At 75.6% G+C, this 19,852-nt stretch carries 14 protein-coding genes and 1 pseudogene; 6 read left to right on the top strand and 9 right to left on the bottom strand.

All coding sequences use genetic code 11. The features are described 5' to 3' along the window. Positions 1–84 precede the first annotated feature (84 nt). Both ACVMYR_RS29325 and otsB read left to right on the top strand, forming a co-directional pair. A complete protein-coding gene (locus tag ACVMYR_RS29325) occupies positions 85–1,485 on the top strand; it encodes an alpha,alpha-trehalose-phosphate synthase (UDP-forming) (protein ID WP_077938661.1) in 1,401 nt (466 codons plus the stop codon). Next, positions 1,482–4,088, top strand: a complete 2,607-nt coding sequence (gene otsB / locus ACVMYR_RS29320; RefSeq protein ID WP_457123359.1) for a trehalose-phosphatase — start codon at positions 1,482–1,484, stop codon at positions 4,086–4,088. The genes ACVMYR_RS29325 and otsB overlap by 4 nt, the downstream gene beginning before the upstream one ends. A gap of 144 nt (positions 4,089–4,232) precedes the next feature. Here the strand turns inward: otsB and cobA are convergent, their stop codons facing one another. The 3 genes from cobA to cobC are packed head-to-tail and all read right to left on the bottom strand — an operon-like array spanning position 4,233 to position 7,812. Next, positions 4,233–5,477 carry a uroporphyrinogen-III C-methyltransferase gene (gene cobA / locus ACVMYR_RS29315; RefSeq protein ID WP_077938659.1) on the bottom strand — a complete coding sequence of 415 codons (1,245 nt, stop codon included), beginning with the start codon at positions 5,475–5,477 and terminating at the stop codon, positions 4,233–4,235. Further along, a complete protein-coding gene (gene cobT, locus ACVMYR_RS29310; protein ID WP_091280932.1) occupies positions 5,474–6,586 on the bottom strand; it encodes a nicotinate-nucleotide--dimethylbenzimidazole phosphoribosyltransferase in 1,113 nt (370 codons plus the stop codon). The genes cobA and cobT overlap by 4 nt, the downstream gene beginning before the upstream one ends. Beyond that, complete coding sequence (gene cobC / locus ACVMYR_RS29305; RefSeq protein WP_431896344.1) at positions 6,586–7,812, bottom strand: Rv2231c family pyridoxal phosphate-dependent protein CobC; 1,227 nt, start codon at positions 7,810–7,812, stop codon at positions 6,586–6,588. Before cobC ends, cobT begins: the two co-directional genes overlap by 1 nt. A 121-nt stretch (positions 7,813–7,933) precedes the next feature. On the opposite strand from cobC, the gene ACVMYR_RS29300 reads away from it, so the two are divergent. Then, the gene (locus ACVMYR_RS29300) at positions 7,934–10,066 is read left to right on the top strand and encodes a transglycosylase domain-containing protein (protein ID WP_077938654.1); all 2,133 of its coding nucleotides are present in this window, start codon (positions 7,934–7,936) and stop codon (positions 10,064–10,066) included. A gap of 10 nt (positions 10,067–10,076) precedes the next feature. Here ACVMYR_RS29300 and ACVMYR_RS29295 read toward each other — a convergent pair whose 3' ends face one another. Further along, the gene (locus tag ACVMYR_RS29295; RefSeq protein ID WP_457123358.1) at positions 10,077–11,468 is read right to left on the bottom strand and encodes a cobyrinate a,c-diamide synthase; all 1,392 of its coding nucleotides are present in this window, start codon (positions 11,466–11,468) and stop codon (positions 10,077–10,079) included. 238 nt (positions 11,469–11,706) lie between these two features. On the opposite strand from ACVMYR_RS29295, the gene ACVMYR_RS29290 reads away from it, so the two are divergent. Both ACVMYR_RS29290 and ACVMYR_RS29285 read left to right on the top strand, forming a co-directional pair. After that, the gene (locus ACVMYR_RS29290; RefSeq protein WP_353900851.1) at positions 11,707–12,528 is read left to right on the top strand and encodes an SURF1 family cytochrome oxidase biogenesis protein; all 822 of its coding nucleotides are present in this window, start codon (positions 11,707–11,709) and stop codon (positions 12,526–12,528) included. A gap of 236 nt (positions 12,529–12,764) precedes the next feature. Further along, positions 12,765–13,631, top strand: coding sequence for a hypothetical protein (locus ACVMYR_RS29285; protein WP_457123357.1), 867 nt, complete (start codon positions 12,765–12,767; stop codon positions 13,629–13,631). A 59-nt stretch (positions 13,632–13,690) separates the two neighbouring features. Here the strand turns inward: ACVMYR_RS29285 and ACVMYR_RS29280 are convergent, their stop codons facing one another. The 4 genes and pseudogenes from ACVMYR_RS29280 to ACVMYR_RS29265 form a co-directional block, all read right to left on the bottom strand. After that, the gene (locus ACVMYR_RS29280) at positions 13,691–15,328 is read right to left on the bottom strand and encodes an ATP-dependent DNA ligase (RefSeq protein ID WP_457123374.1); all 1,638 of its coding nucleotides are present in this window, start codon (positions 15,326–15,328) and stop codon (positions 13,691–13,693) included. A 274-nt stretch (positions 15,329–15,602) separates the two neighbouring features. Then, complete coding sequence (locus ACVMYR_RS29275; RefSeq protein ID WP_457123356.1) at positions 15,603–15,809, bottom strand: hypothetical protein; 207 nt, start codon at positions 15,807–15,809, stop codon at positions 15,603–15,605. 113 nt (positions 15,810–15,922) lie between these two features. Next, on the bottom strand, positions 15,923–17,275 hold the full coding sequence (locus tag ACVMYR_RS29270) for a dipeptidase (RefSeq protein ID WP_396789160.1): 1,353 nt from the start codon (positions 17,273–17,275) through the stop codon (positions 15,923–15,925). Next, positions 17,268–17,941: pseudogene (locus ACVMYR_RS29265) on the bottom strand (uridine kinase family protein); the annotation flags it as partial. The pseudogene ACVMYR_RS29265 and the gene ACVMYR_RS29270, both read right to left, overlap by 8 nt. 125 nt (positions 17,942–18,066) lie before the next feature. Between ACVMYR_RS29265 and ACVMYR_RS29260 the strand changes: the two are divergent. Further along, the gene (locus ACVMYR_RS29260) at positions 18,067–18,468 is read left to right on the top strand and encodes a rhodanese-like domain-containing protein (protein WP_043966639.1); all 402 of its coding nucleotides are present in this window, start codon (positions 18,067–18,069) and stop codon (positions 18,466–18,468) included. A gap of 52 nt (positions 18,469–18,520) precedes the next feature. Here ACVMYR_RS29260 and ACVMYR_RS29255 read toward each other — a convergent pair whose 3' ends face one another. Continuing rightward, positions 18,521–19,582 carry a hypothetical protein gene (locus ACVMYR_RS29255; RefSeq protein WP_457123355.1) on the bottom strand — a complete coding sequence of 354 codons (1,062 nt, stop codon included), beginning with the start codon at positions 19,580–19,582 and terminating at the stop codon, positions 18,521–18,523. Positions 19,583–19,852 lie beyond the last annotated feature (270 nt).

Genomic DNA, 19,852 nt, shown 5'->3' with positions numbered 1-19,852 from the left:
CTCCGGCACGGGGCCCCAGACGCCGCAGCTACGCTCAGTACGCTCAATCGCGGTGGACCCGTCAGCACCCGGAGGTGGCCGAACGTGACCGTCCGTAGTTCCTTTGTCGTCGTGGCGAACCGACTACCGGTCGACGAGGTGAACACCCCCGAGGGGCGGCAGTGGCGACGCAGCCCCGGTGGCCTCGTCACCGCCCTGCACCCCGTCCTCGCCGAGCACCAGGGGACCTGGGTCGGCTGGGCCGGCGGCACCGGCCCCGCCCCCGAGCCGTTCGACCTGGAGGGCATCCGGCTGCACCCGGTGCCGCTGAGCGCCGACGAGCTGGAGCGCTACTACGAGGGCCAGTCGAACGCGACAATCTGGCCGCTCTATCACGACGCGGTGGAGACACCGGCGTACAAGCGGCGCTGGCGCGAGGCGTACCGGCTGGTCAACGCGCGGTTCGCGGAGGCCGCGGCGGAGGTCGCGGCCGAGGGCGCGACGGTCTGGGTGCAGGACTACCAGCTCCAGCTCGTCCCGGCGATGCTCCGCGAGCTGCGCCCCGACCTGCGGATCGGGTTCTTCCTGCACATCCCGTTCCCGCCGATCGAGCTGTTCATGCAGATGCCGTTCCGCACCGAGATCCTGCGCGGGCTGCTCGGCGCGGACCTGATCGGCTTCCAGCAGCGGCTCGCGGCGCAGAACTTCGTCCGGCTGGCCCGGCACCTGCTCGGGCTGCGCTACGAGGGGCAGATGATCCAGGTCGACGGCCGCCAGGTGAAGGCGGGCGCGTTCCCCATCTCCATCGACACGAAGGAGATGGAGCGGCTGGCCGAGGACCCGGCGATCCAGTCCCGGGCCAAGCAGATCCGCGAGGAGCTGGGCAACCCCCGGACGATCATCCTGGGCGTCGACCGGCTCGACTACACGAAGGGCATCGAGCTCCGGCTCAAGGCTTTCCGCGAACTTCTTGCTGACGGAAAGTTGACAGTTCCGGACGCGGTTATGGTGCAGGTGGCGACGCCGAGCCGCGAACGGGTGGAGCACTACCAGGCCCTACGGGTCAAGGTCGAGCGCGAGGTTGGCCGGATTAATGGCGAATTCGGCAGGGTCGGCGTGCCGGCGGTGCATTATCTGCATCAGTCGTACAGTCGCAGTGAGTTGGCGGCGATGTACGTGGCCGCCGACGTGATGATGGTGACCCCGCTGCGAGACGGAATGAATCTGGTGGCCAAGGAGTACGTGGCATCGCGCGCCGACCAGGGCGGCGCGCTCGTGCTCAGTGAGTTCGCCGGCGCCGCGACAGAGCTGCGCCAGGCGTTCCTGTGTAACCCGCACGACCCGGACGCGGTCAAGGACGCGTTGCTCAAGGCCGTGCACGTGGAGAAGCCCGAGGCCCGCCGCCGCATGCGGGTCATGCAGCGCCACCTGCGTACCCACGACGTGGGGCACTGGGCGAAGTCGTTCCTCACCGAGCTCGGTGTGCCTGATACGGAGGTTGCGTGAACACGTCCGTCCACGACGGGGCGGCCCCGGCCGCGGGAGTGCTGGATCCGGAGCTGCGGGCGGCCATCGGGCGGATAGCCCGGGTCCCGCAGCTCCTGGTCGCCTGTGACTACGACGGCACCCTCGCGCCGATCGTGGAGGACCCGAGCAAGGCCGTGCCACTGCCCGAGTCGGTCGCCGCCGTCCGGGCGCTCGCCGCGCTGCCGCAGACCACCGTCGCCGTGGTCTCCGGGCGGGCGCTGCGCGACCTGGCCGCGCTCTCCCGGCTGCCCAGCGAGGTCCACCTCGTCGGCAGCCACGGCTCCGAGTTCGACATCGGCTTCGTCGAGCGGCTCTCCCCCGAGCTGATCGCCGTGCGCACCCGGCTGCGCGACGCGCTGCGCGAGATCGCCAACGCCCACCCGGGCGTCCGGCTGGAGCGCAAGCCCGCCAGCGTCGCCGTGCACACCCGCGGGGTGGACCCGCAGGTCGCCGCCGCCGCCGTCGACGCGGTCCGCTCCGGCCCCGCCACCTGGGACGGCGTCACCGTCACCCAGGGCAAGGAGGTCATCGAGCTGTCCGTGGTGGCGACCCACAAGGGCACCGCCGTCGACCAGCTCCGCACCCAGCTCTCGGCCAGCGCCGTGCTGTTCATCGGCGACGACGTCACCGACGAGAACGCCTTCGGCAACCTGCACGGCCCCGACATGGGCATCAAGATCGGCCTCGGCGAGACGAAGGCCGACTACCGGGTCGGCGAGCCGATCGAGGCGGCCCGCGCGCTGGGCCTGCTGCTGGAGACCCGGCGGCACTGGCTGTTCGGGGAACGGGCCGTCCCGATCGAGCGGCACTCGATGCTCGCCAACGGGCGTACGGTCGCGTTGCTCACCCCCGAGGCCAAGGTCACCTGGCTCTGCCACCCCAAGCCCGACTCGGCGGCGATCTTCGCCGACCTGGTCGGCGGCAGCCCGGCGGGGCACTTCAGCGTCGCCCCCGAGCGCGGCGGCATCCCACTGGGCCAGCGCTACCGCTCCGGCACGATGACCGTGGAGACCCGCTGGTCGGGCCTCACCGTCACCGACTGGCTGGACAGGCCGGCCCGGGAGACCACCCCCGACGGCCCGGCGGTCGTCACCGGCGACTCCGCCCTGGTGCGGGTGCTCACCGGCGCCGGGAAGGTGCGGGTGGAGTTCGCCCCCCGGCCCGAGTTCGGCCAGGTCGCCACGCAGCTCCAGCCGGTCGGCGACGGGCTGCTGGTGCTCGGCTCCAACGAGCCGATCGCGCTCTACTCCCCCGGGGTCGAGTGGCAGGTCGACAACGACGGCGGGTACGAGACGGCGAAGGCCGTCGTCGACCTGTCCGCCGCCGGTGGTCAGGTGGTGCTGGAGCTGCGCTTCGGCACACACAGCCTGGAGCACCACCGGCTGACGGTCCACGAGCGGCAGGCCGCCGCCGAGCAGCCGTGGAAGGACTGGGTGGCCTCGCTGCGGCTGCCCGCCACCGCCCGGGACCTGGTCGCCCGCAGCGCGCTGACCCTGCGCGGCCTCTGCCACGAGGCCACCGGCTCGATCCTCGCGGCGGCGACCACGTCGCTGCCCGAGGAGCTGGGCGGCGTGCGCAACTGGGACTACCGCTACTGCTGGCTGCGCGACGCGGCGATGACCGCGCGGGCGCTGGTCGACCTCGGCTCCACCGAGGAGGCCGAAGGGCTGCTGCGCTGGGTGGACGGCTGCATCGAACGCACCGGCGGGCACCCCGAGCGGCTGCACCCGCTCTACACCGTCGACGGGTACGAGCTGGGCGCCGAGGCGGTCATCGACACCCTGCCCGGCTACGCCGGCTCCCGGCCGGTGCGGGTCGGCAACCTCGCCAATCACCAGCTCCAGCTCGACGTGTTCGGCCCGATCGCCGACCTCATCGCCGCCGTCGCCGACGCCCGGGGCTCCGTCCGCGAGGACGAGTGGCGGGTGCTGGAGAACATGGTCGAGGCGGTCCGCCGCCGCTGGCACGAGCCCGACCACGGCATCTGGGAGGCCCGCCTCCCCCCGCGGCACCACATCTTCTCGAAGGTGATGTGCTGGATGACCGTCGACCGGGCGCTGCACGTGGTGCGGCAGCACGGCGGCGAGGACCGGCCCGAGTGGGTGGAGCTGCGCGACCGGATCGGCGCGAACGTGCTGGAGTACGGCTGGCACGCCGACGTGGAGGCCTACAGCGTCGCGTACGGCGACGAGGACATGGACGCTTCCTCGCTGTGGATCGGCCTGTCGGGCCTGCTCCCCGGCGACGACCCGCGCTTCCTGTCCACCGTGCTGCGCATCGAGGCCGACCTGCGCAGCGGCCCGGTCGTCTACCGCTACCACTGGGACGACGGCCTGCCCGGGCGCGAGGGCGGCTTCCACATCTGCACGGCGTGGCTGATCGAGGCGTACCTGCGCACCGGCCGCCGCACCGACGCGGAGGAGCTGTTCGCCCAGATGGTCGACACGGCGGGCCCGACGGGGCTGCTCCCCGAGCAGTACGACCCGCTGGCCGAGCGCGGGCTGGGCAACCACCCGCAGGCGTACAGCCACCTCGGCCTGATCCGCTGCGCCCTGCTGCTGGACAACATGCTCAAGCAGTGACCGAGGTGTAAGGAAGGGCCCCCTGTTAACGCATTGCGCATAGCAGGGGGCCCTTCTTAACGCCCGATCTCGTGGGTTCGGCACGGGAAGGGCCCCGCACGGGTGAGGCCGGCACGGGTGGCGCCGGGCGGGTGGCGGGCGGGGTCAGCCGTCGAGCGCGCCCACCACGTCGCCGACCACCACGACCGCCGGGGGCCGCAGGCCCGCCTCGGCCACGTCGGCGGCCACCGCACCGAGCGTCGAGCGCAGGCTCCGCTGGTCACCGGTCGTGCCCTCCTGCACCACCGCGACCGGCGTGTCCGCGGGCCGCCCGTGCCCGATCAGCGTCCCGGTGATCGCGGCGAGGTTCTTCAGCCCCATCAGGATCACCAGCGTGCCGCGCAGCCCCGCGAGGGCGTCCCAGCGCACCAGCGAGGCCGGCGAGTCGGGCGCGACGTGCCCGGAGACCACGGTGAACTCGTGCGCCACCGCGCGGTGGGTGACGGGGACGCCCGCCGCCGCCGGGGCGGCGATCGAGCTGGTCACCCCGGGGACCACGGTCACCGGCACCCCGGCCGCCGCGCAGGCCAGCAGCTCCTCGCCGCCCCGACCGAAGACGTACGGGTCGCCGCCCTTGAGCCGCACCACGAACGCCCCGGCCAGGGCCCGGTCGACGAGGATCCGGTTGATCTCCTCCTGGGCCCGCGACGGCCCGTACGGGATCTTGGAGGCGTCCACCAGCTCGACGCCCGTGCGCAGCTCGTCGAGCAGCAGCCCCGGCACGAGGCGGTCGGCGACCACCACGTCGGCCTCGGTGAGCAGCCGCCACCCCTTCACGGTGATCAGCTCCGGGTCGCCCGGCCCGGCCCCGACGAGCGCCACCCGCCCGCGCCCTGCGGCAGCGTTGTTAACAGGGGCCCCCTCCTCTACAGAATCCGTTAACAGGGGGCCCTTCCTTGCACCGAGGAGGTCGCGGACGGCGTCGCGGACCGTCATGGCGCGGCGGGGGTCGCCGCCGCCGAGGACGGCGACCGTGACCGGGCCGTGCCGGGTGACGGCCGGCGTCCACGCGGTCGCGGCGGCCCGGTCGTCGGCCCGGACGCAGAAGATCCGCCGCTCGGCGGCGGCGGCGCTGACCGCCGCGGCGGCCACCGGGTCGTCGACGGCCGCCTGCACCAGCCAGGCCCCGTCCAGGTCGTCGGGGGCGAAGCGGCGCGGCTCCCAGTGCAGCCGGCCGGCGTCGACGTGGGCGCGCAGCGCGGGGGTCAGCTCCGGCGAGACCAGCAGGACGTCCGCGCCGGCGTCGAGCAGCGCCGGCACCCGCCGGGTGGCCACCGCTCCCCCGCCCACCACGACCACCCGCCGGCCCGCCAGGCGCAGACCCAGGGGGTACGGATTGGGTGCGCTCACTTCTCGGCCACCCCCGCCGAGTCGAACGTGGCCACCTCGTGCAGCACCCGGACCGCGCCGGTCACCACGGGCAGGGCCAGCAGCGCGCCGGTGCCCTCGCCGAGGCGCAGCCCGAGGTCGATGAGCGGGTCGAGCCCGAGGTGGCGCAGCCCGGCCGTGGCCCCCGGCTCGGCGGAGCGGTGCCCGGCGACCAGCGCGCCGACCGCGTCCGGGGCGAACGCGACGGCGGCGAGCGCGGCGCTGACCGCGATCACCCCGTCGAGCAGCACCGGCACCCGGCGGGCGGCGGCACCGAGGATCAGCCCGGCCAGGGCGGCGTGCTCCAGGCCGCCGACGGCGGCGAGGACGCCCAGCGGGTCCGCCGGGTCGGGGGCGTGCCGGGCCAGCGCCGCCCGCACCACCCCGATCTTGCGGGCGTACGTGGGGTCGTCCACGCCGGTGCCCCGGCCGGTCGCCTCGGCGGGGTCGACGCCGGTGAACGCGGCGACCAGGGCGGCGGCCGGGGTGGTGTTGCCGATGCCCATGTCGCCGGTGAGCAGGATGCCCGCCCCGGCGTCGATCAGCTCACGGGCGATGCGGATGCCGGTCTCCACGGCGGCGAGCGCCTCGTCGCGGGTGAGGGCGGCGGTGACGGCGAGGTCGCGGGTGCCGGGGCGCACGTTCGCCGCCACGAGGCGGGGCGTCCTGGTGGCGGCGGGGCGCCCCGCCGGGTCGCCGGGCGGACCGTCCGCCTGGGCGGGAACGGCCGGCGGCAGCGGGGTGGCGACGCCGACGTCGACGACGGTGACCGAGGCGCCGGCCTGCCGGGCGAACGCGTTGACCACCGCGCCGCCGGCCAGGAAGTTGCCGATCATCTGCGCGGTGACCTCCTGCGGCCAGGGGGTCACCCCCTGGGCGTGCACGCCGTGGTCGCCCGCGAAGATCGCCACGGCAGCCGGCTCGGGCAGCGGTGGCGGGCAGGAGCGGGCCAGGCCGGCGAGCCGCACCGAGAGCTCCTCCAGGACGCCGAGCGAGCCGGCCGGCTTGGTGAGCCGACCGTGCAGCTCACCGGCGGCGACCATCGCCGGCTCGTCGAGCGGCCGGATCGCCGCGATGGTGGTGTGCAGCATCATGCCTCCAGGATCTCCGCCAGCACCTGGGCGAAGGCGTCGGTGGTGGCCCGGTCGCGCACGGCCACCCGCAGCCAGTCTGCGCCGAGGCCGGGGAACGTGTCGCCCCGGCGTACCGCCCAGCCGCGTTCGCGCAGGCGTTGCCGCACCCCGGCCGCGCCGGGCAGGTGGACCAGCACGAACGCGCTGGCCGGGTGGCCGGCGACGCGTACGCCGGGCAGGGCCGACAGGCGGGTCACCAGGTGGCCGCGGTCGGCGGCCAGCTCGGCGGCAATGGCGCGCTCGGCCGCGACGGCGGTCGGGGACGCGCAGGCGGTGGCGGCGGCGAGCGCCGGGGTGGAGACCGCCCACAGCGGCTGGGCGGCGGCGAGGCGGGCCAGCAGCGGGGCCTCGCCGAGCAGGTAGCCGATCCGCAGCCCGGCCAGTCCCCAGGTCTTGGTGAGGCTGCGCACGACGACGAGGCCGGGCAGGTCCCGCCGGGCGGCGAGGGACTCGGGCTCGCCGTCGACGCCGGGCGCGGCGGTGGTGTCGGCGAACGCCTCGTCGACGACGAGGACGCGGCCGGGTCGGGCCAGCGCGGCGAGGTCGGCGGCCGGGTGCAGCACGGAGGTGGGGTTGGTGGGGTTGCCGACCATGACGAGGTCGGCGTCGGCGGGCACCCGGGCCGGGTCGAGGCGGAAGCCGTCGGCGGGGTCGAGCAGCACCCGCTCGACGGGGTGCCCGGCGGCCCGCAGCGCGGCCTCCGGCTCGGTGAACTGGGGGTGCACGACGACCGGCCGGCGTGCGCCGGTCAGGGCGCGGGCGAGCAGCACGAAGCCCTCGGCGGCCCCGGCGGTGAGCAGCACCTCCTCCGGGGGGCGGCCGTGCCGGGCCGCGACGGCAGCGCGGGCGGGCCGGGGGTCCGGGTACGCGGCCAGCTCGCCCAGAGCCGCGGTGATCGGGTCGGCCAGCCAGTCCGGCATCGGGGCGCGGCGGACGTTGACGGCGAGGTCGACCAGGCCGTCGCCGACCTCGGCGTCCCCGTGGTGGCCGAGGTCGGGACCGTCGGGGACGGGACCGTCGTAGCCGAGGGCCGGACCGGCCTGGCCGGGGGCGATGCCGGCCTGGCCGGGGGCGGTCCGGTCGGGGCCCGGTCCGTCGGGGCCGGGGTCGGGACGGGGGCCCGCCTCGACGGTGGCGTCCGGCTCGTCCCGGGTGGGTGGTGGCGGCACCAGGTGAGCACGCATGTCCGCGATCCTGCCGGGAAGCCGCCGCGCGGGACAGCGCATCCCGGCGTGGGCCGCGTCACCCGCCGCCGGTTTATGAATTGTTCTCACGGACGAATCGGAAATGTCATAACTTGACCCCGTGAGCTACCGACCCCTTGCCTCCGCTGGTCGTCTCGTCCCTCTCCTGCGCGCCGGGCTGATCGCCGGCATCGTCATCGCCGGCGCGCTCTACCCGCTGGCCGCCGTCACCGGCCTCGGCGCCAAGGCCACCGCGCACGCCGGTGAGCAGAAGGCCGACATCCTGCGCACCGCGCTGCCCGCCGAGACCTCGTACGTGTACGCGCCCGACGGACGCACCGTGCTGACGATGTTCTACGAGGAGTACCGCCGCTACACGAAGCTGTCCGACATGTCCCCGAACATCCAGCAGGCCATCGTGGCCGCCGAGGACAGCCGCTTCTACCAGCACCGGGGCGTCGACCCGAAGGGCGCCGCCCGCGCCTTCGTCGCCAACTCCCAATCCGGCGGGGTCTCCCAGGGCGCGTCGACCCTGACCATGCAGTTCGTCCGGATGACCCTCCGGGACAGCGCCAAGACCCCGAAGGAGGTCCAGGAGGCCACCCAGCAGACCAGCCTGCGCAAGGTCAAGGAGATGCGGATGGCGCTGGACGTCGAGAAGGAGCTGACCAAGGAGCAGATCCTGGAGCGCTACCTCAACTCGGCGTACTTCGGCCACCGGGCGTACGGCATCTACGCCGCCGCGCAGATCTTCTTCTCCAAGACGCCGGCCACCCTCAGCCCGGTCGAGGCGGCCACCCTCGCCGGACTGGTCAAGTCGCCCTCCGAGTACGACCCGGCCAGCTCCGACCAGAAGGACGCCACCGGCCGGCGCAACTACGTGCTGGACCGGATGGCGCAGCTCGGCTACCTCAGCCCGGACGCCGCCACCGCGGCGAAGGCCGAGCCGATCCGGCTCAAGCTGACCGACCCGCCGAACGACTGCGCGTCGCTGCCGGCGACGTACCAGACCTGGGGCTTCGCCTGCGACTACCTGAAGAACTGGTGGAGCGCCCAGCCCGCGTTCGGGGAGAACCGGCTGGAACGGATGGACAAGCTGCGCCGCGGCGGCTACCGCATCGTGCTCAGCATCGACCCGAAGATCCAGGCGGCGGCCGAGAAGAACGTCGGGGCCAAGGAGAACACCGGCAGCCCGTTCGCCAACGGCATCGTCGTCGCCGAACCGGGCACCGGGCGGATCAAGGCGATGGCGGTGAACCGCAACTACTCGCTGGACGTCAGCGAGAACGGGCCCAGCTCCAACCCGGAGGCGTCGCCGAAGGTGAAGGCGAACTATCCGAACACCGTGGCGCCCCTGCTCGGCGGCGGCGACCTCCCCGGCTACCAGGCCGGATCGACGTTCAAGATGTTCCCGATGCTGGCCGCGCTCAACGCCGGGATGCCGCTGTCCACCGCGTACGACTCGCCGTACCGCTACCGCTCCGAGGTGTACGACGGGTGGGCCCCGTCCAACGCCAGCGGCGCGATGACCGGCCGGCAGACCATGTGGTCCGGCTTCGGCAAGTCGGTGAACACCTACTTCGTCCAACTGGAGGAGAAGGTCGGGGCGGACGCCGCCGTGCGGCTCGCCGAGCAGCTCGGGCTGCGCTGGCGCACCGACGTCGACCGGGAGCAGGCGTCGCCGGCCAAGGCCAAGAAGTGGGGCGCGTTCACCCTGGGCGTCTCCGACGCCACCCCGCTGGAGATGGCGAACGCCTACGCCGCGATCGCCGCAGACGGGCGGTACTGCGAGGCGATGCCCGTCCAGTCCATCAGCAAGCGGGACGGCACCCCGGCCACGTACACGACGGCCGGCGGAATCGAGCGGGAGGTAGCCAAGCCGCGCTGCCGGCAGGTGGTCAGCGCCGACGCGGCCCGCGCCGCCACCGACGCGGCCCGCTGCCCGACCGGCGACACCCCGGCGAAGGGCAGCTGCGGCGGCTGGTCGACCGCCGACAGCGTGCGCGGCACGGTGGGGCGCCCGGTGGCCGGCAAGACGGGTACGACCGACAGCACCCGGTCGGCCTGGTTCGTCGGCTACACACCGGAGCTGGCGGCGGCGAGCTTCATCGCGGACCCGGACAACCCGTTCAACGCGGTCGGCGACGGGCAGTCCCAGATCCCGATCGCGGCGGTGGCGAACACCCTGCGCGACGGGCTGAAGGGCCAGCCCACCCGCCAGTTCACCCCGCCCTCCGACGCCATCGTCGGCTGACCGGCGACGGTCAGGCGGGAGTCACGAGCGTCGCGGCGGCCCGGGCCGCCGCGACGACCCGCGCACCGACCCCGGGCTGCCCGGCCCAGTGCACCATCAGCTGGGAGGCGTGCACGCCCCGCCAGACGAACCCCTCGGGCGCGCCGCCGTCCCAGCTCCACGCCGGGGCCTGCCCGGCCCGGGGGGTGAGCACCGCCCGGTGCTCCTTGTAGCCGACGACCGTCGCACCGGCCGGGGCCAGCACGCTGTCGGTGCGGGCGGTCGCCGACCGGTAGCCGACCACCACGCCGTCGCGGCTGGCGCCCACCGCGTCGAGCACGCCGCACATCGGCAGCCCGTCCAGCTCCCGGGCCAGCCAGAGCAGGCCGGTGCCCTCCGCGAGCACCGGCCGCCCGGTGCGGGCCAGCTCCGCCACCGCGATGCAGAGCCGGCGGTTGGCGGAGAGCTGCTCCGCGTACGACTCGGGGAGGCCACCGCCGACGACCAGCGCGGCCGCCCCGGCGGGCAGCGCCTCGTCGCGCAGCGGGTCGAAGCGGACCACCTCGGCGCCGGCCGCCCGCAGCAGCTCGGCCGTCTCGGCGGGGCCGTAGTCGCCGCCCGACCCGCCGGCCACCGCGATCACCGGGGACGCGCCGGCCGGCACGGGCCCCGACGGGTCCGCCGGCTCGGCCGGCTCCGGCGACCAGGGCTCGCCCGGCACCGGCGGGGCCGACCTGGCCAGCGTCAGCAGCCGGTCCAGGTCGAGCGTGGCGGCCACCGCCTCGCCGAGCCGGCGGACCGCCCGCAGCGCGTCGGCGTCGCGGCCGACCACCGGGGCCAGGCCGTGCCGCCGGGCCGGCAGCACCGGAGGCAGCTCGTGGCGGCGCACCGCGCCGTAGACCGGCACGCCGACGTCGTCGAGCGCCTCGCGCAGCATCGCCTCGTGCCGGGGCGAGGCCACCCGGTTGAGGATCACCCCGCCCAGCCAGAGCTGCTCGTCGTACGCCCGGAAGCCGTGCACCAGGGCGGCCACCGACTGCCCCATCGACGCCACGTCGACCACCAGCACCACCGGGCTGCGCAGCGCGATCGCCACGGCGGCGGTGGACTCCGTCTCCGGCTGGCCGGCGACCGAGTCGTACAGCCCCATGGTGCCCTGCACCACGGCGAGCCCGGCACCGGCGGCACCGTGGCCGAACAGCGCCGGGACGCGCTCGGGCCCGACCAGCCGGGCGTCGAGGGTGCGCCCCGGACGGCCGGCGGCGAGCCCCAGGTAGCCGGCGTCGACCTGGTCCGGCCCGACCTTGAACCCGGCGACGTCGAGGCCCCGCTCGGCGAAGGCGGCGAGCAGCCCGAGCGCCACCGCGCTCGTGCCGTGACCCGAGGACGGCGCGCTGAGCACGAGGCGCGGCACGACGGTCATCAGCGACTCCTCCGGCGGGGTGGTACGCGGCGGAGGTCGGCCCCCCGATCCGCCCGCGTGACGATACCCGCCCGGACGGACGCCCGGCGGCCGCCGAACGGCTCGCGTCGCGGGGGAAGGGTTGCGTCGCGTGGTCGCGCCGGAGGGGCGCGCCGCGCCGGAGGGGCGCGCCGCGCCGCCCGTCACCGGGTCGGGGCCGGTCGCCTGGTGACGGCGGTCCTGCGGGTAGCCTCGACGCGTGTACCGGTTCCTCCTGACGCCACGCTGGCTGGGCATCCTCGCGCTGACCCTGGTCGCCGCGGCCGTGATGGTGCTGCTCGGCAACTGGCAGCTGGACCGCTACCGGGGCCGCACCGCGATCAACGAGCGGATCGACGCCGGCAGCCGGATGACGCCGGTGCCGCTGCGCGACGCCGTGCCGGCCCCCACCGGGGGCGGCGGCACCGCCGGCCCGGCCCCCGCCGACGAGGCCACCTGGTCGCGGGTCACCGTGACCGGCCGGTACGACACGGCGAACATCGTCCTGGTCCGGGGCCGGACGGTCGACAACCGGGTCGGCTTCGAGATCGTCACCCCGCTGGTCCTCGCCGACGGCACGGCCGTGCTCGTGGACCAGGGCTGGGTGCCGCCCGCCCCGGGCGGGGCCCTGGCGCAGCCGCAGCTGCCGCCGGTGCCGCCGGGCGAGGTGACCGTGGTGGGCCGGGTGCACCCGACCGAGAGCGGCGCGGGGGCCGTCGACCGACGCGACGGCCGGCTGGAGACCCGGCGGATCGCCGTCCCCCGGCTGGCCCGGGAACTGCCCTACCCGGTCTACGGCGCGTACGTCCTGCTCGACGAGCAGACGCCGGCCGCCGACCCGGTCTTCCAGGCGGTGCCGATCGGGCACACCAACAACTGGCAGAACTTCGGTTACGTGGTGCAGTGGTGGATCTTCGCCGTCATGACGCTCTTCGGCTACGGCTGGGTGGCACGGCGGGAGGCCCGCCGGGCGGCCGGGCTGGACGGGCCGGCGAAGCCACTCGACCGGGCCGCCGAGCCCTCCCCGAGCACCCCCGCCTGACCGCCGCCGGGCATTTCCCCGGCCGGGCTCGCTGCGGAAACCGGACACTCGGCGGGTCGCCGGGGCGCGACGGGAAGTTGTAGTGTCCGCCGGGTGATCGACTACCGTGGGGGGTCGCGGTGACCCCTGATCCCACGCCGCCACCACACCCGCCGGAGCCGCCCGCCTCGGGCCCGCCCTTCCCGGAGCTGCCCTCGCCGGGGCCGGCTTCCCCGGGCCTGCCTTCCCCCGAGCCGGTGACCGCGACGCATCCGTCGACCGACCCGTGGGCGGTCACGCCGCGCTCGACGACGTACTCGACCCCGCCGGCGGGCTTTCCGGCCACCGCCGACCCGTTCGCCCCGCCGCCGGCCACGGCTCCGTTCCCGGTGCCGCCGGCCGCCGCGCCGTACTCGGCGCCGCCCGGCCCGTACTCCGCACCGCCCGGCACGGGCGCGTTCTCCGCCCCGCCCGCCACCGGCCCGTACTCGGCCCCGCCCGCCACCGGACCGTTCTCCGCGCCGCCGGGCCCCGGACCGTACTCCGCGCCGCCCGCCACCGGAGCGTTCCCGGTGCCGCCGGGCACCGGACCGTTCTCCGCGCCGCCGGGCCCCGGACCGTACTCCGCGCCGCCCGCCACCGGAGCGTTCCCGGTGCCGCCGGGCACCGGACCGTTCTCCGCGCCGCCGGGCCCCGGACCGTACTCGGCGCCGCCGGCCGGGCCCTACCCGCCGGCCCTGGCGGGCCCGCTCGGGGCCCCGCAGTACGGGGCGTCCTCCGTGGTGGCGGTGCAGATCGGCGAGATCATGGTCACCCCGCCGGAGATCCGCACCCCGGCCGGCGTGCTGCCCCTGGCCGGGACGCAGTGGCACGTCGCCGACTACTGGCAGACGGAGCAGAAGGTCGCCACCTGGGCGATCGTCTGCGCCGTGCTCGGCTTCTTCTGCCTCACCATCTTCAGCCTGCTCTTCCTGCTGATCAAGGAGACCCGGCACTACGGCACGGTGCAGGTGACGGTCAGCAACGGCCCCCACCAGTACGTGGCCCGCATCCCCGTCACCGACCAGGGGCAGGTCATGCACATCAACAACCAGGTCAACTACGCCCGGTCGCTGTCAGCCTGACCGGTCGTGTCGGGCAGGTGGTGGTATCCGCAGCTCGGGATGCCGCCACCCGCCCGACATCACGACGGCATGTGGCCGACGTGCAGCGCCCGGACCGCGTCGATGGTGTCCGCCTCGGCGGCGGTCTTGTCGCTGCGGTAGCGGACCACGCGGGCGAAGCGCAGCGCCATCCCGCCCGGGTAGCGGGAGCTGGTCTGCACCCCGTCGAACGCGATCTCGACCACCTGCTCGGGGCGGACCCGCACCACCCAGTCACCGCGCTCCACGGCAAGGGCGAGGAACCGCTCGGTCTGCCAGCACAGCACCTCGTCGGTGAGCCCCTTGAACGTCTTGCCGAGCATGACGAACTCGCCGGTGGCCGGGTCCCGCGCGCCGAGGTGCAGGTTGGACAGCCAGCCGCTGCGCCGGCCGCTGCCCCACTCCACCGCGATCACCACCAGGTCGAGGGTGTGCCGCGGCTTCACCTTGACCCAGGCCGCGCCGCGCCGCCCGGCGTCGTAGGGCGCGTCGGGGTTCTTGACCACCACGCCCTCCTGCCCGGCGTCGAGCGCCGCGGCGAAGGCCGCCCCGGCCGCCTCGGTGTCGTCGACCGTCATCCGGCCGACCAGCAGCGTCGGGTCGACCGCGCCGGCCAGCGCCGCCCACCGCTCGCGGCCGGGCCGGTCGATCAGGTCGTCGCCGTCGAGGTGCAGCAGGTCGAAGAAGTACGGTGTCAGCACCGCCTCGCCCGTGCTCTCGGCGGCGGCGCGCACGGCCGGGGCGACCGGGGCGAGGCCGTCGGCGCCGGGTGCCGACGCGGGCGTGTCGTCGGGCGAGCCGGCCGCGGCGGCCGGTGCGGAGCGGCGGGCGGCCCGGCTGGAGGTCTGCTGGAACGGCAGTGGTCGGCCGGTGTCGTCCAGCCCGATGGCCTCGCCGTCGAGCACCAGCTCCCGGGCGGGCAGCGCCCGCACGGCGGCGACCACCTCGGGCACCCGGTCGGTGATCTCGTCCAGGCTGCGGGTGAAGACCGCGATGTCGGGGCCGGAGCGGTGCACCTGGATGCGGATGCCGTCGAGCTTCACGTCGACCACGGCGGGGACGCCGGTCGCGGCCAGCGCGTCGTCGACCGTGGGGGCGCTGGACGCCAGCATGGGGGCGAGCGGCCGGCCGACCCGGAGCCGGAACTCGGCCAGCGCCGCCGCGCCGCCGCTCAGGGCGGCCACCGCCACGGCCCGCAGGTCACCGGCGAGCAGCAGCGCCCGGCGTACGGCGGCCAGCGGCACGTCGGCGGCGCGGGCGACCGCGTCGGCGAGCAGCCCGGCCTGGGCGCCCTGGCGCAGCTCGCCGCTGAACAGGCCGCGCAGCATCCGCTGCTCGTCGGCGGTGGCGGCGGCGAAGAGCCCGTGCAGGAGCTGCCGGCGGCGGGCCTGGGAGCCGGGGCCGGCCACCGACGCGATGTCGTCGATCGCGGCGTCGACCGCGCGGACGGTCAGGGTCGGCTCGGCGGCCGGCGGCGGCAGGTCACGCAGCCCGGCCCAGCCGACGCCGGTCTGCCGCTGCCGCAGCTCACCGGCGAGCCAGCCGGCGCCCGCCGGGACCTCGGCGGGGTCGAGCGCCCGCAGCGCCGCCGCGAGCAGGTCCACCTTGGCCCGCCGGCCGGTGGTCGCGCCCACGGCGGCGGAGGTGGCCGCCAGGTCGAGGAACCGCACGCACCTCATCCTGCCAGCCACCCCCGACACCGCTGGGGATACGCGGAACGCCACCGGAAGTTGCCGCTTCCGGAGCCGCCGCGTCACCCCGGCCCGGCACCCGTGCCGGATGCCCGGACCGCCCGGTCCCCGCCGCCCCCCAGCGTGCGGGGACCGGTGTCTCGGTGGAGCCCGGCCCGCGCCGACCGCGCACGGCCGGTGGAACCCGGCCCGCGCCGACCGCGCACAGCCGGTCGAGCCACGACCGCGAACGGACGGCCAGCCACGACCGCAGGCCGCACGGTCAGGCCGCGACGGGCTCCTCGATGCGCAGGCCGCGGGCGCGCACCTCGTCGGCGACGCGGGAGAGCAGCGCGTCGAGCGTCACCAGGGCGGTGGAAAGGTCACCGAGCTGTTCCTTGAGCGTGTCCTCGGACCACCCGGAGACGTCCACGTCCCCCAGAGCGCTGACGGCGGCCCCGAGCCGCGCCATCACCTCGTTCGTACTCATGTTCGAAAGGCTATACCAGGCTGTCCCGCGACACGCCGAAAACACCCCGATGAACTGGGACGTTACGGTTCCGTCACCTAACTCCGGTTCGTGCCGGCGGCGTCAGCCGCGCCTCAGCGGCCCCGCTCCGCCGCCGCGGCCACCTTCGCCAGCAGCAGCGCCTCGGCCGCGCAGACCCGGGCGAACTCGCCGAGGTGCAGGCTCTCGTTCGGCCCGTGTGCCCGGGCGTGCGGGTCCTCCACCCCGGTCACCAGGATCGCCGCCTGCGGGAACATCTCCTGGAACGTGGCGATGAACGGGATCGACCCGCCGATGCCGATGTCCACGGGCTCGGTGCCGTCCCAGGCCGTACGGAAGGCGTCGCGGGCCGCGTCGAACATGGGGCCGGACGCGTCGATGACGCACGGGGCACCGTCGTGCTCCAGCGTCACCGCCACCCGGGCGCCCCACGGGGCGTGCCTCGTCAGGTGCTCGCGCACCGCCGCGTACGCCCGCTGCGGGTCGTCGCCCGGCGCGAGCCGCACGCTCAGCTTGGCCTTCGCCGCCGGGACCAGGGCGTTCGGGGCCTCGCCGGTGGCCGGGGCGTCGATGCCGAGCACGGCCAGCGCCGGCTTGGTCCAGATCCGGTCGGTGATCCGGCCGGTGCCGATGAGCGACACGCCGTCGACCAGCCCGGCCTCGGCCCGGAACCGGTCCTGCGGGTAGTCCACGGTCGCGCCCTCCCGGGCGGACAGCCCGGCGACCGCCACGTCCCCGGCGTCGTCGTGCAGCGTCGCCAGCAGCCGGACCAGCGTCGTCAGCGCGTCGGGCACCGCGCCGCCGAACATGCCGCTGTGCACGGCGTGGTCCAGGGTGCGGACCTCCACGAAGCAGTTGACGATGCCGCGCAGCGAGGTGGTCAGCGCCGGCACGCCGACGTCCCAGTTGGCCGAGTCGGCGATCACGATCACGTCCGAGGCGAGCGCGTCGCGGTGCTCGGCGAGCAGCCGCTCCAGCGAGTCCGAGCCGTACTCCTCCTCGCCCTCGACGAAGATCACCACGCCGACCGGGAGCCGGTCGCCGAACGCGCGCAGCGCCGCGACGTGCGCCATGATCCCGGCCTTGTCGTCGGCCGCGCCCCGGCCGTAGAGGCGGCCGTCCCGCTCGACGGGCTCGAACGGGTCGGACTCCCACAGCGACAGGTCGCCCACGGGCTGCACGTCGTGGTGGGCGTAGAGCAGCACCGTCGGCGCGCCGGGCGGGGCGGCCCGCGTCCCGATCACCGCCGGCTGCCCGCCGGACCGCACGATCCGCACGTCGAGATCGCAGCCGCGCAGCAGCTCCGCCACCGCCTCGGCGGACCGCTCGACGTGCGAGTGGTCGAAGCCGTCGAAGGCGATGCCGGGGATGCGGACGAGTCGTTCCAGGTCGGCGCGGACGCCGGGCAGTTCCCGCGCGACGGCGGCCCGCACCTCGGCGTCGGACATGATCGGTGAGGTCATGACCGGCATCGTATGCCGGCCTTACCGAGGCCGGCGGCGGACGTACTCGGCGCCGGGGTCGTGCGGCACGTCCGGCGCGCCGTCGACGACCAGGTCGACCGCGTCGGCCGTGCCGTCGGCGGCGAAGTGCGCGCGCTCGCCGACGTGCCAGCGGCGCAGCTCGGGCAGGATCCCCGGCCCGTCCCGGGCGACGGCCCGGGTCAGCCGCAGCTCGGCGGGCGCGGTGACCAGCACCGACAGGGTCAGCTCGGGCCGGACGGCCGCCCGCGCCGCCGACACCCCCTCGACGATCACGACACCGGCGGGCGGGACGGGCACCTCGCCGGGCAGGAAACGTTGCCGCACCCAGCTGTACCGCCGGTAGGACCCCGGCTGCCCGGCCCGCAGCGGGGCGAGCACCCACCGCTCCAGCCGGGACCAGAAGGTGAGCTGGTCGGCCCAGCCGTCGAGCAGGTCGTCGGTGTGCACCACCGGTGGTCGCCCGCCGCCGGGCAGCGCCGCCAGGGCGTCCGCGAGGCGCGCCGCGAAGAGGCTCTTGCCCGCGCCGCTCGGCCCGTCGACCGCCACCAGTCGGGTACGCCCCAACCGCGCCGGCCCGGCCAGCACCCGCCGGCCCAGCCCGGCGTACGTCTCGACGACCGGCACCCCCACGGCCCCGACGCTAGCGGTCCGCCCCGGCGGGCACGTCGGCCGTACGTCGTCCGGTCGAACCGAGGCCGTTTCGTTGCGCGGAGTCCCCGGGCCGCAGGCATGATCGTGCCGTGCGCCACAACGTGATGAGCCCGGGCATCGACGCCCTGCTGGAACAGGCCCGTTCGGGGGTCCGCCGGCTGACCCCGCACGAGACGGTCGAGGCGGTACGCCTCGGCGCGCTGCTCGTCGACACCCGCACCGACGCGCAGCGCCGGGATCAGGGCGACCTGCCCGGCGCGGTCGTCATCGACCGGACGGTGCTGGAGTGGCGGCTCGATCCGGCCAGCGAGTGGCGCATCCCCGAGGCCACCGGGTACGACCGGGAGATCGTGGTGGTGTGCCGGCAGGGCTACAGCTCCAGCCTGGCCGTGGCGAGCCTGCGGACGCTCGGCCTGCACCGCGCCACCGACCTGGTCGGCGGCGTCGAAGCGTGGCGGGAGGCGGGGCTGCCCATGTCCGACCGCCCCGCCGACATCCGCTACTGACCGCCCGCTGGCGGTGCTCGGGCCGGGCGGCGGTGCTGGGACCGGGCGGCGGTCAGGCCGGCTCGGTCACCCGGCCCAGCCAGTGGGCCGCCTCGGCCTCGGTGAGCGCCTCGTCGACCGTCAGGGCCGCCGACATCAGCGGGAACCGCCGGATGTTGTTCCAGCTCCGCTGGTACGGCGGCGGGTCGAGGACCACGACGCGGGCACCCTCGAAGAGCGGGATGTCCGCCGGGGCGCCCTCGTTCCAGATCCACTTGCCGTGCCCGTCGACCAGGTTGAAGCTGCCCACGACGGTGCCGCCGAACCGGTCCTCGGGCGCGTCGGTGGCCACCTCCACCCAGGCCGGGTCGACGGTCAGCCCCTCGATCAGCCCCCGCTCCGCCGGGCCGGCGAGCGCCCCGGCCAGCAGGGTGTGCAGCTGGAAGTTGTCGGCCACCCCGTCGATGGTGACCCGCCAGCCCCGGCCCGTGGCCCGGTGCAGCACCAGCAGCCGCTCGCCGTCGAGCACCCGCAGCAGGCCCAGGACGCACTCCAGGTCGGGCCGCTCGCCGGCCAGCCCGGCACCGACCTCCAGCAGCCGCTCCCGGTGCGGGAACGAGGCGCGCACCGACGCGGACTGCTGCAACAGGGTGATCACGGGCATCGCCCAGGTGCCGGCCGCGTACCAGCCCTGGACCGCGTCGATGGCGGCGGCCTCGTCGTCGTACGCCTCCGTCAGGGCGGCGAGCGCGTCGTCCATCGTGGCGGGATCGTCGGGGTCGGGCAGGGCGTCGTCGCCGCGTACCCGCTGCCAGCCGGAGCGGAAGCGGTGCGCGCCGGCCAGCGCGGCGGCGAGCCCGTCGGCGGCCGGGGTGACCAGCTCGTCGGGGCGGGCCCCCAGCTCGACCAGCGCGCCGCAGAGGACGGAGAACTGGCCGCCCGCACCGGTGCCGAGCTGCGGCAGCAGCGCCACGCACCGGGGTAGCACCGCGTCCAGCTCCGCCACGGACGCCTGCTGCGCCGCCTGCCAGACCCGCGCCACGGCCCTGGTCATGGCGTCACCGTCACGCCCGCGCACGGCCGCCTCGACGTCGGCGACCCGGTCCGCCAGCTTCCCCCTGCGATTGAAGATCATCGGCGCAGCCTAGCGAGCGCGCCGGGCCCCGACGGCCGCCGACGGGGGCGGCGGCGACCCGCGATCCGGCTCGCGGTCGCCGACCTGCGCGTGTCCGGACATGTGCGACACGTCACTGCCGGCGCGGTACCCGGGAGCCGGTCGGCGCGACGCTCGCTCCGCATGGCCGGAGCCCCTTTCGGCGCGGCGCTCCGGGTTCCGGGTGGGTTCGGCGCGACGCGCTGGATGGCTGGGGTACCGGGTCAGCGCGGCGCTCCGGATGGCCGGGGG

The organism is Micromonospora sp. PTRAS2, from assembly GCF_054052245.1.
The sequence above is the reverse complement of the archived record's forward strand: the minus strand, read 5'-3'. Positions and strand labels throughout refer to the sequence as shown.

Excerpts from the sequence above, each read along its gene's own strand:
- cobT (WP_091280932.1), bottom strand. The coding sequence starts at position 6,586 with ATGCTGCACACCACCATCGCGGCGATCCGGCCGCTCGACGAGCCGGCG.
- cobC (WP_431896344.1), bottom strand. The coding sequence starts at position 7,812 with ATGCGTGCTCACCTGGTGCCGCCACCACCCACCCGGGACGAGCCGGAC.
- ACVMYR_RS29295 (WP_457123358.1), bottom strand. The coding sequence starts at position 11,468 with ATGACCGTCGTGCCGCGCCTCGTGCTCAGCGCGCCGTCCTCGGGTCAC.
- ACVMYR_RS29280 (WP_457123374.1), bottom strand. The coding sequence starts at position 15,328 with ATGAGGTGCGTGCGGTTCCTCGACCTGGCGGCCACCTCCGCCGCCGTG.
- ACVMYR_RS29275 (WP_457123356.1), bottom strand. The coding sequence starts at position 15,809 with ATGAGTACGAACGAGGTGATGGCGCGGCTCGGGGCCGCCGTCAGCGCT.
- ACVMYR_RS29270 (WP_396789160.1), bottom strand. The coding sequence starts at position 17,275 with ATGTCCGACGCCGAGGTGCGGGCCGCCGTCGCGCGGGAACTGCCCGGC.
- ACVMYR_RS29260 (WP_043966639.1), top strand. The coding sequence starts at position 18,067 with ATGAGCCCGGGCATCGACGCCCTGCTGGAACAGGCCCGTTCGGGGGTC.
- ACVMYR_RS29255 (WP_457123355.1), bottom strand. The coding sequence starts at position 19,582 with ATGATCTTCAATCGCAGGGGGAAGCTGGCGGACCGGGTCGCCGACGTC.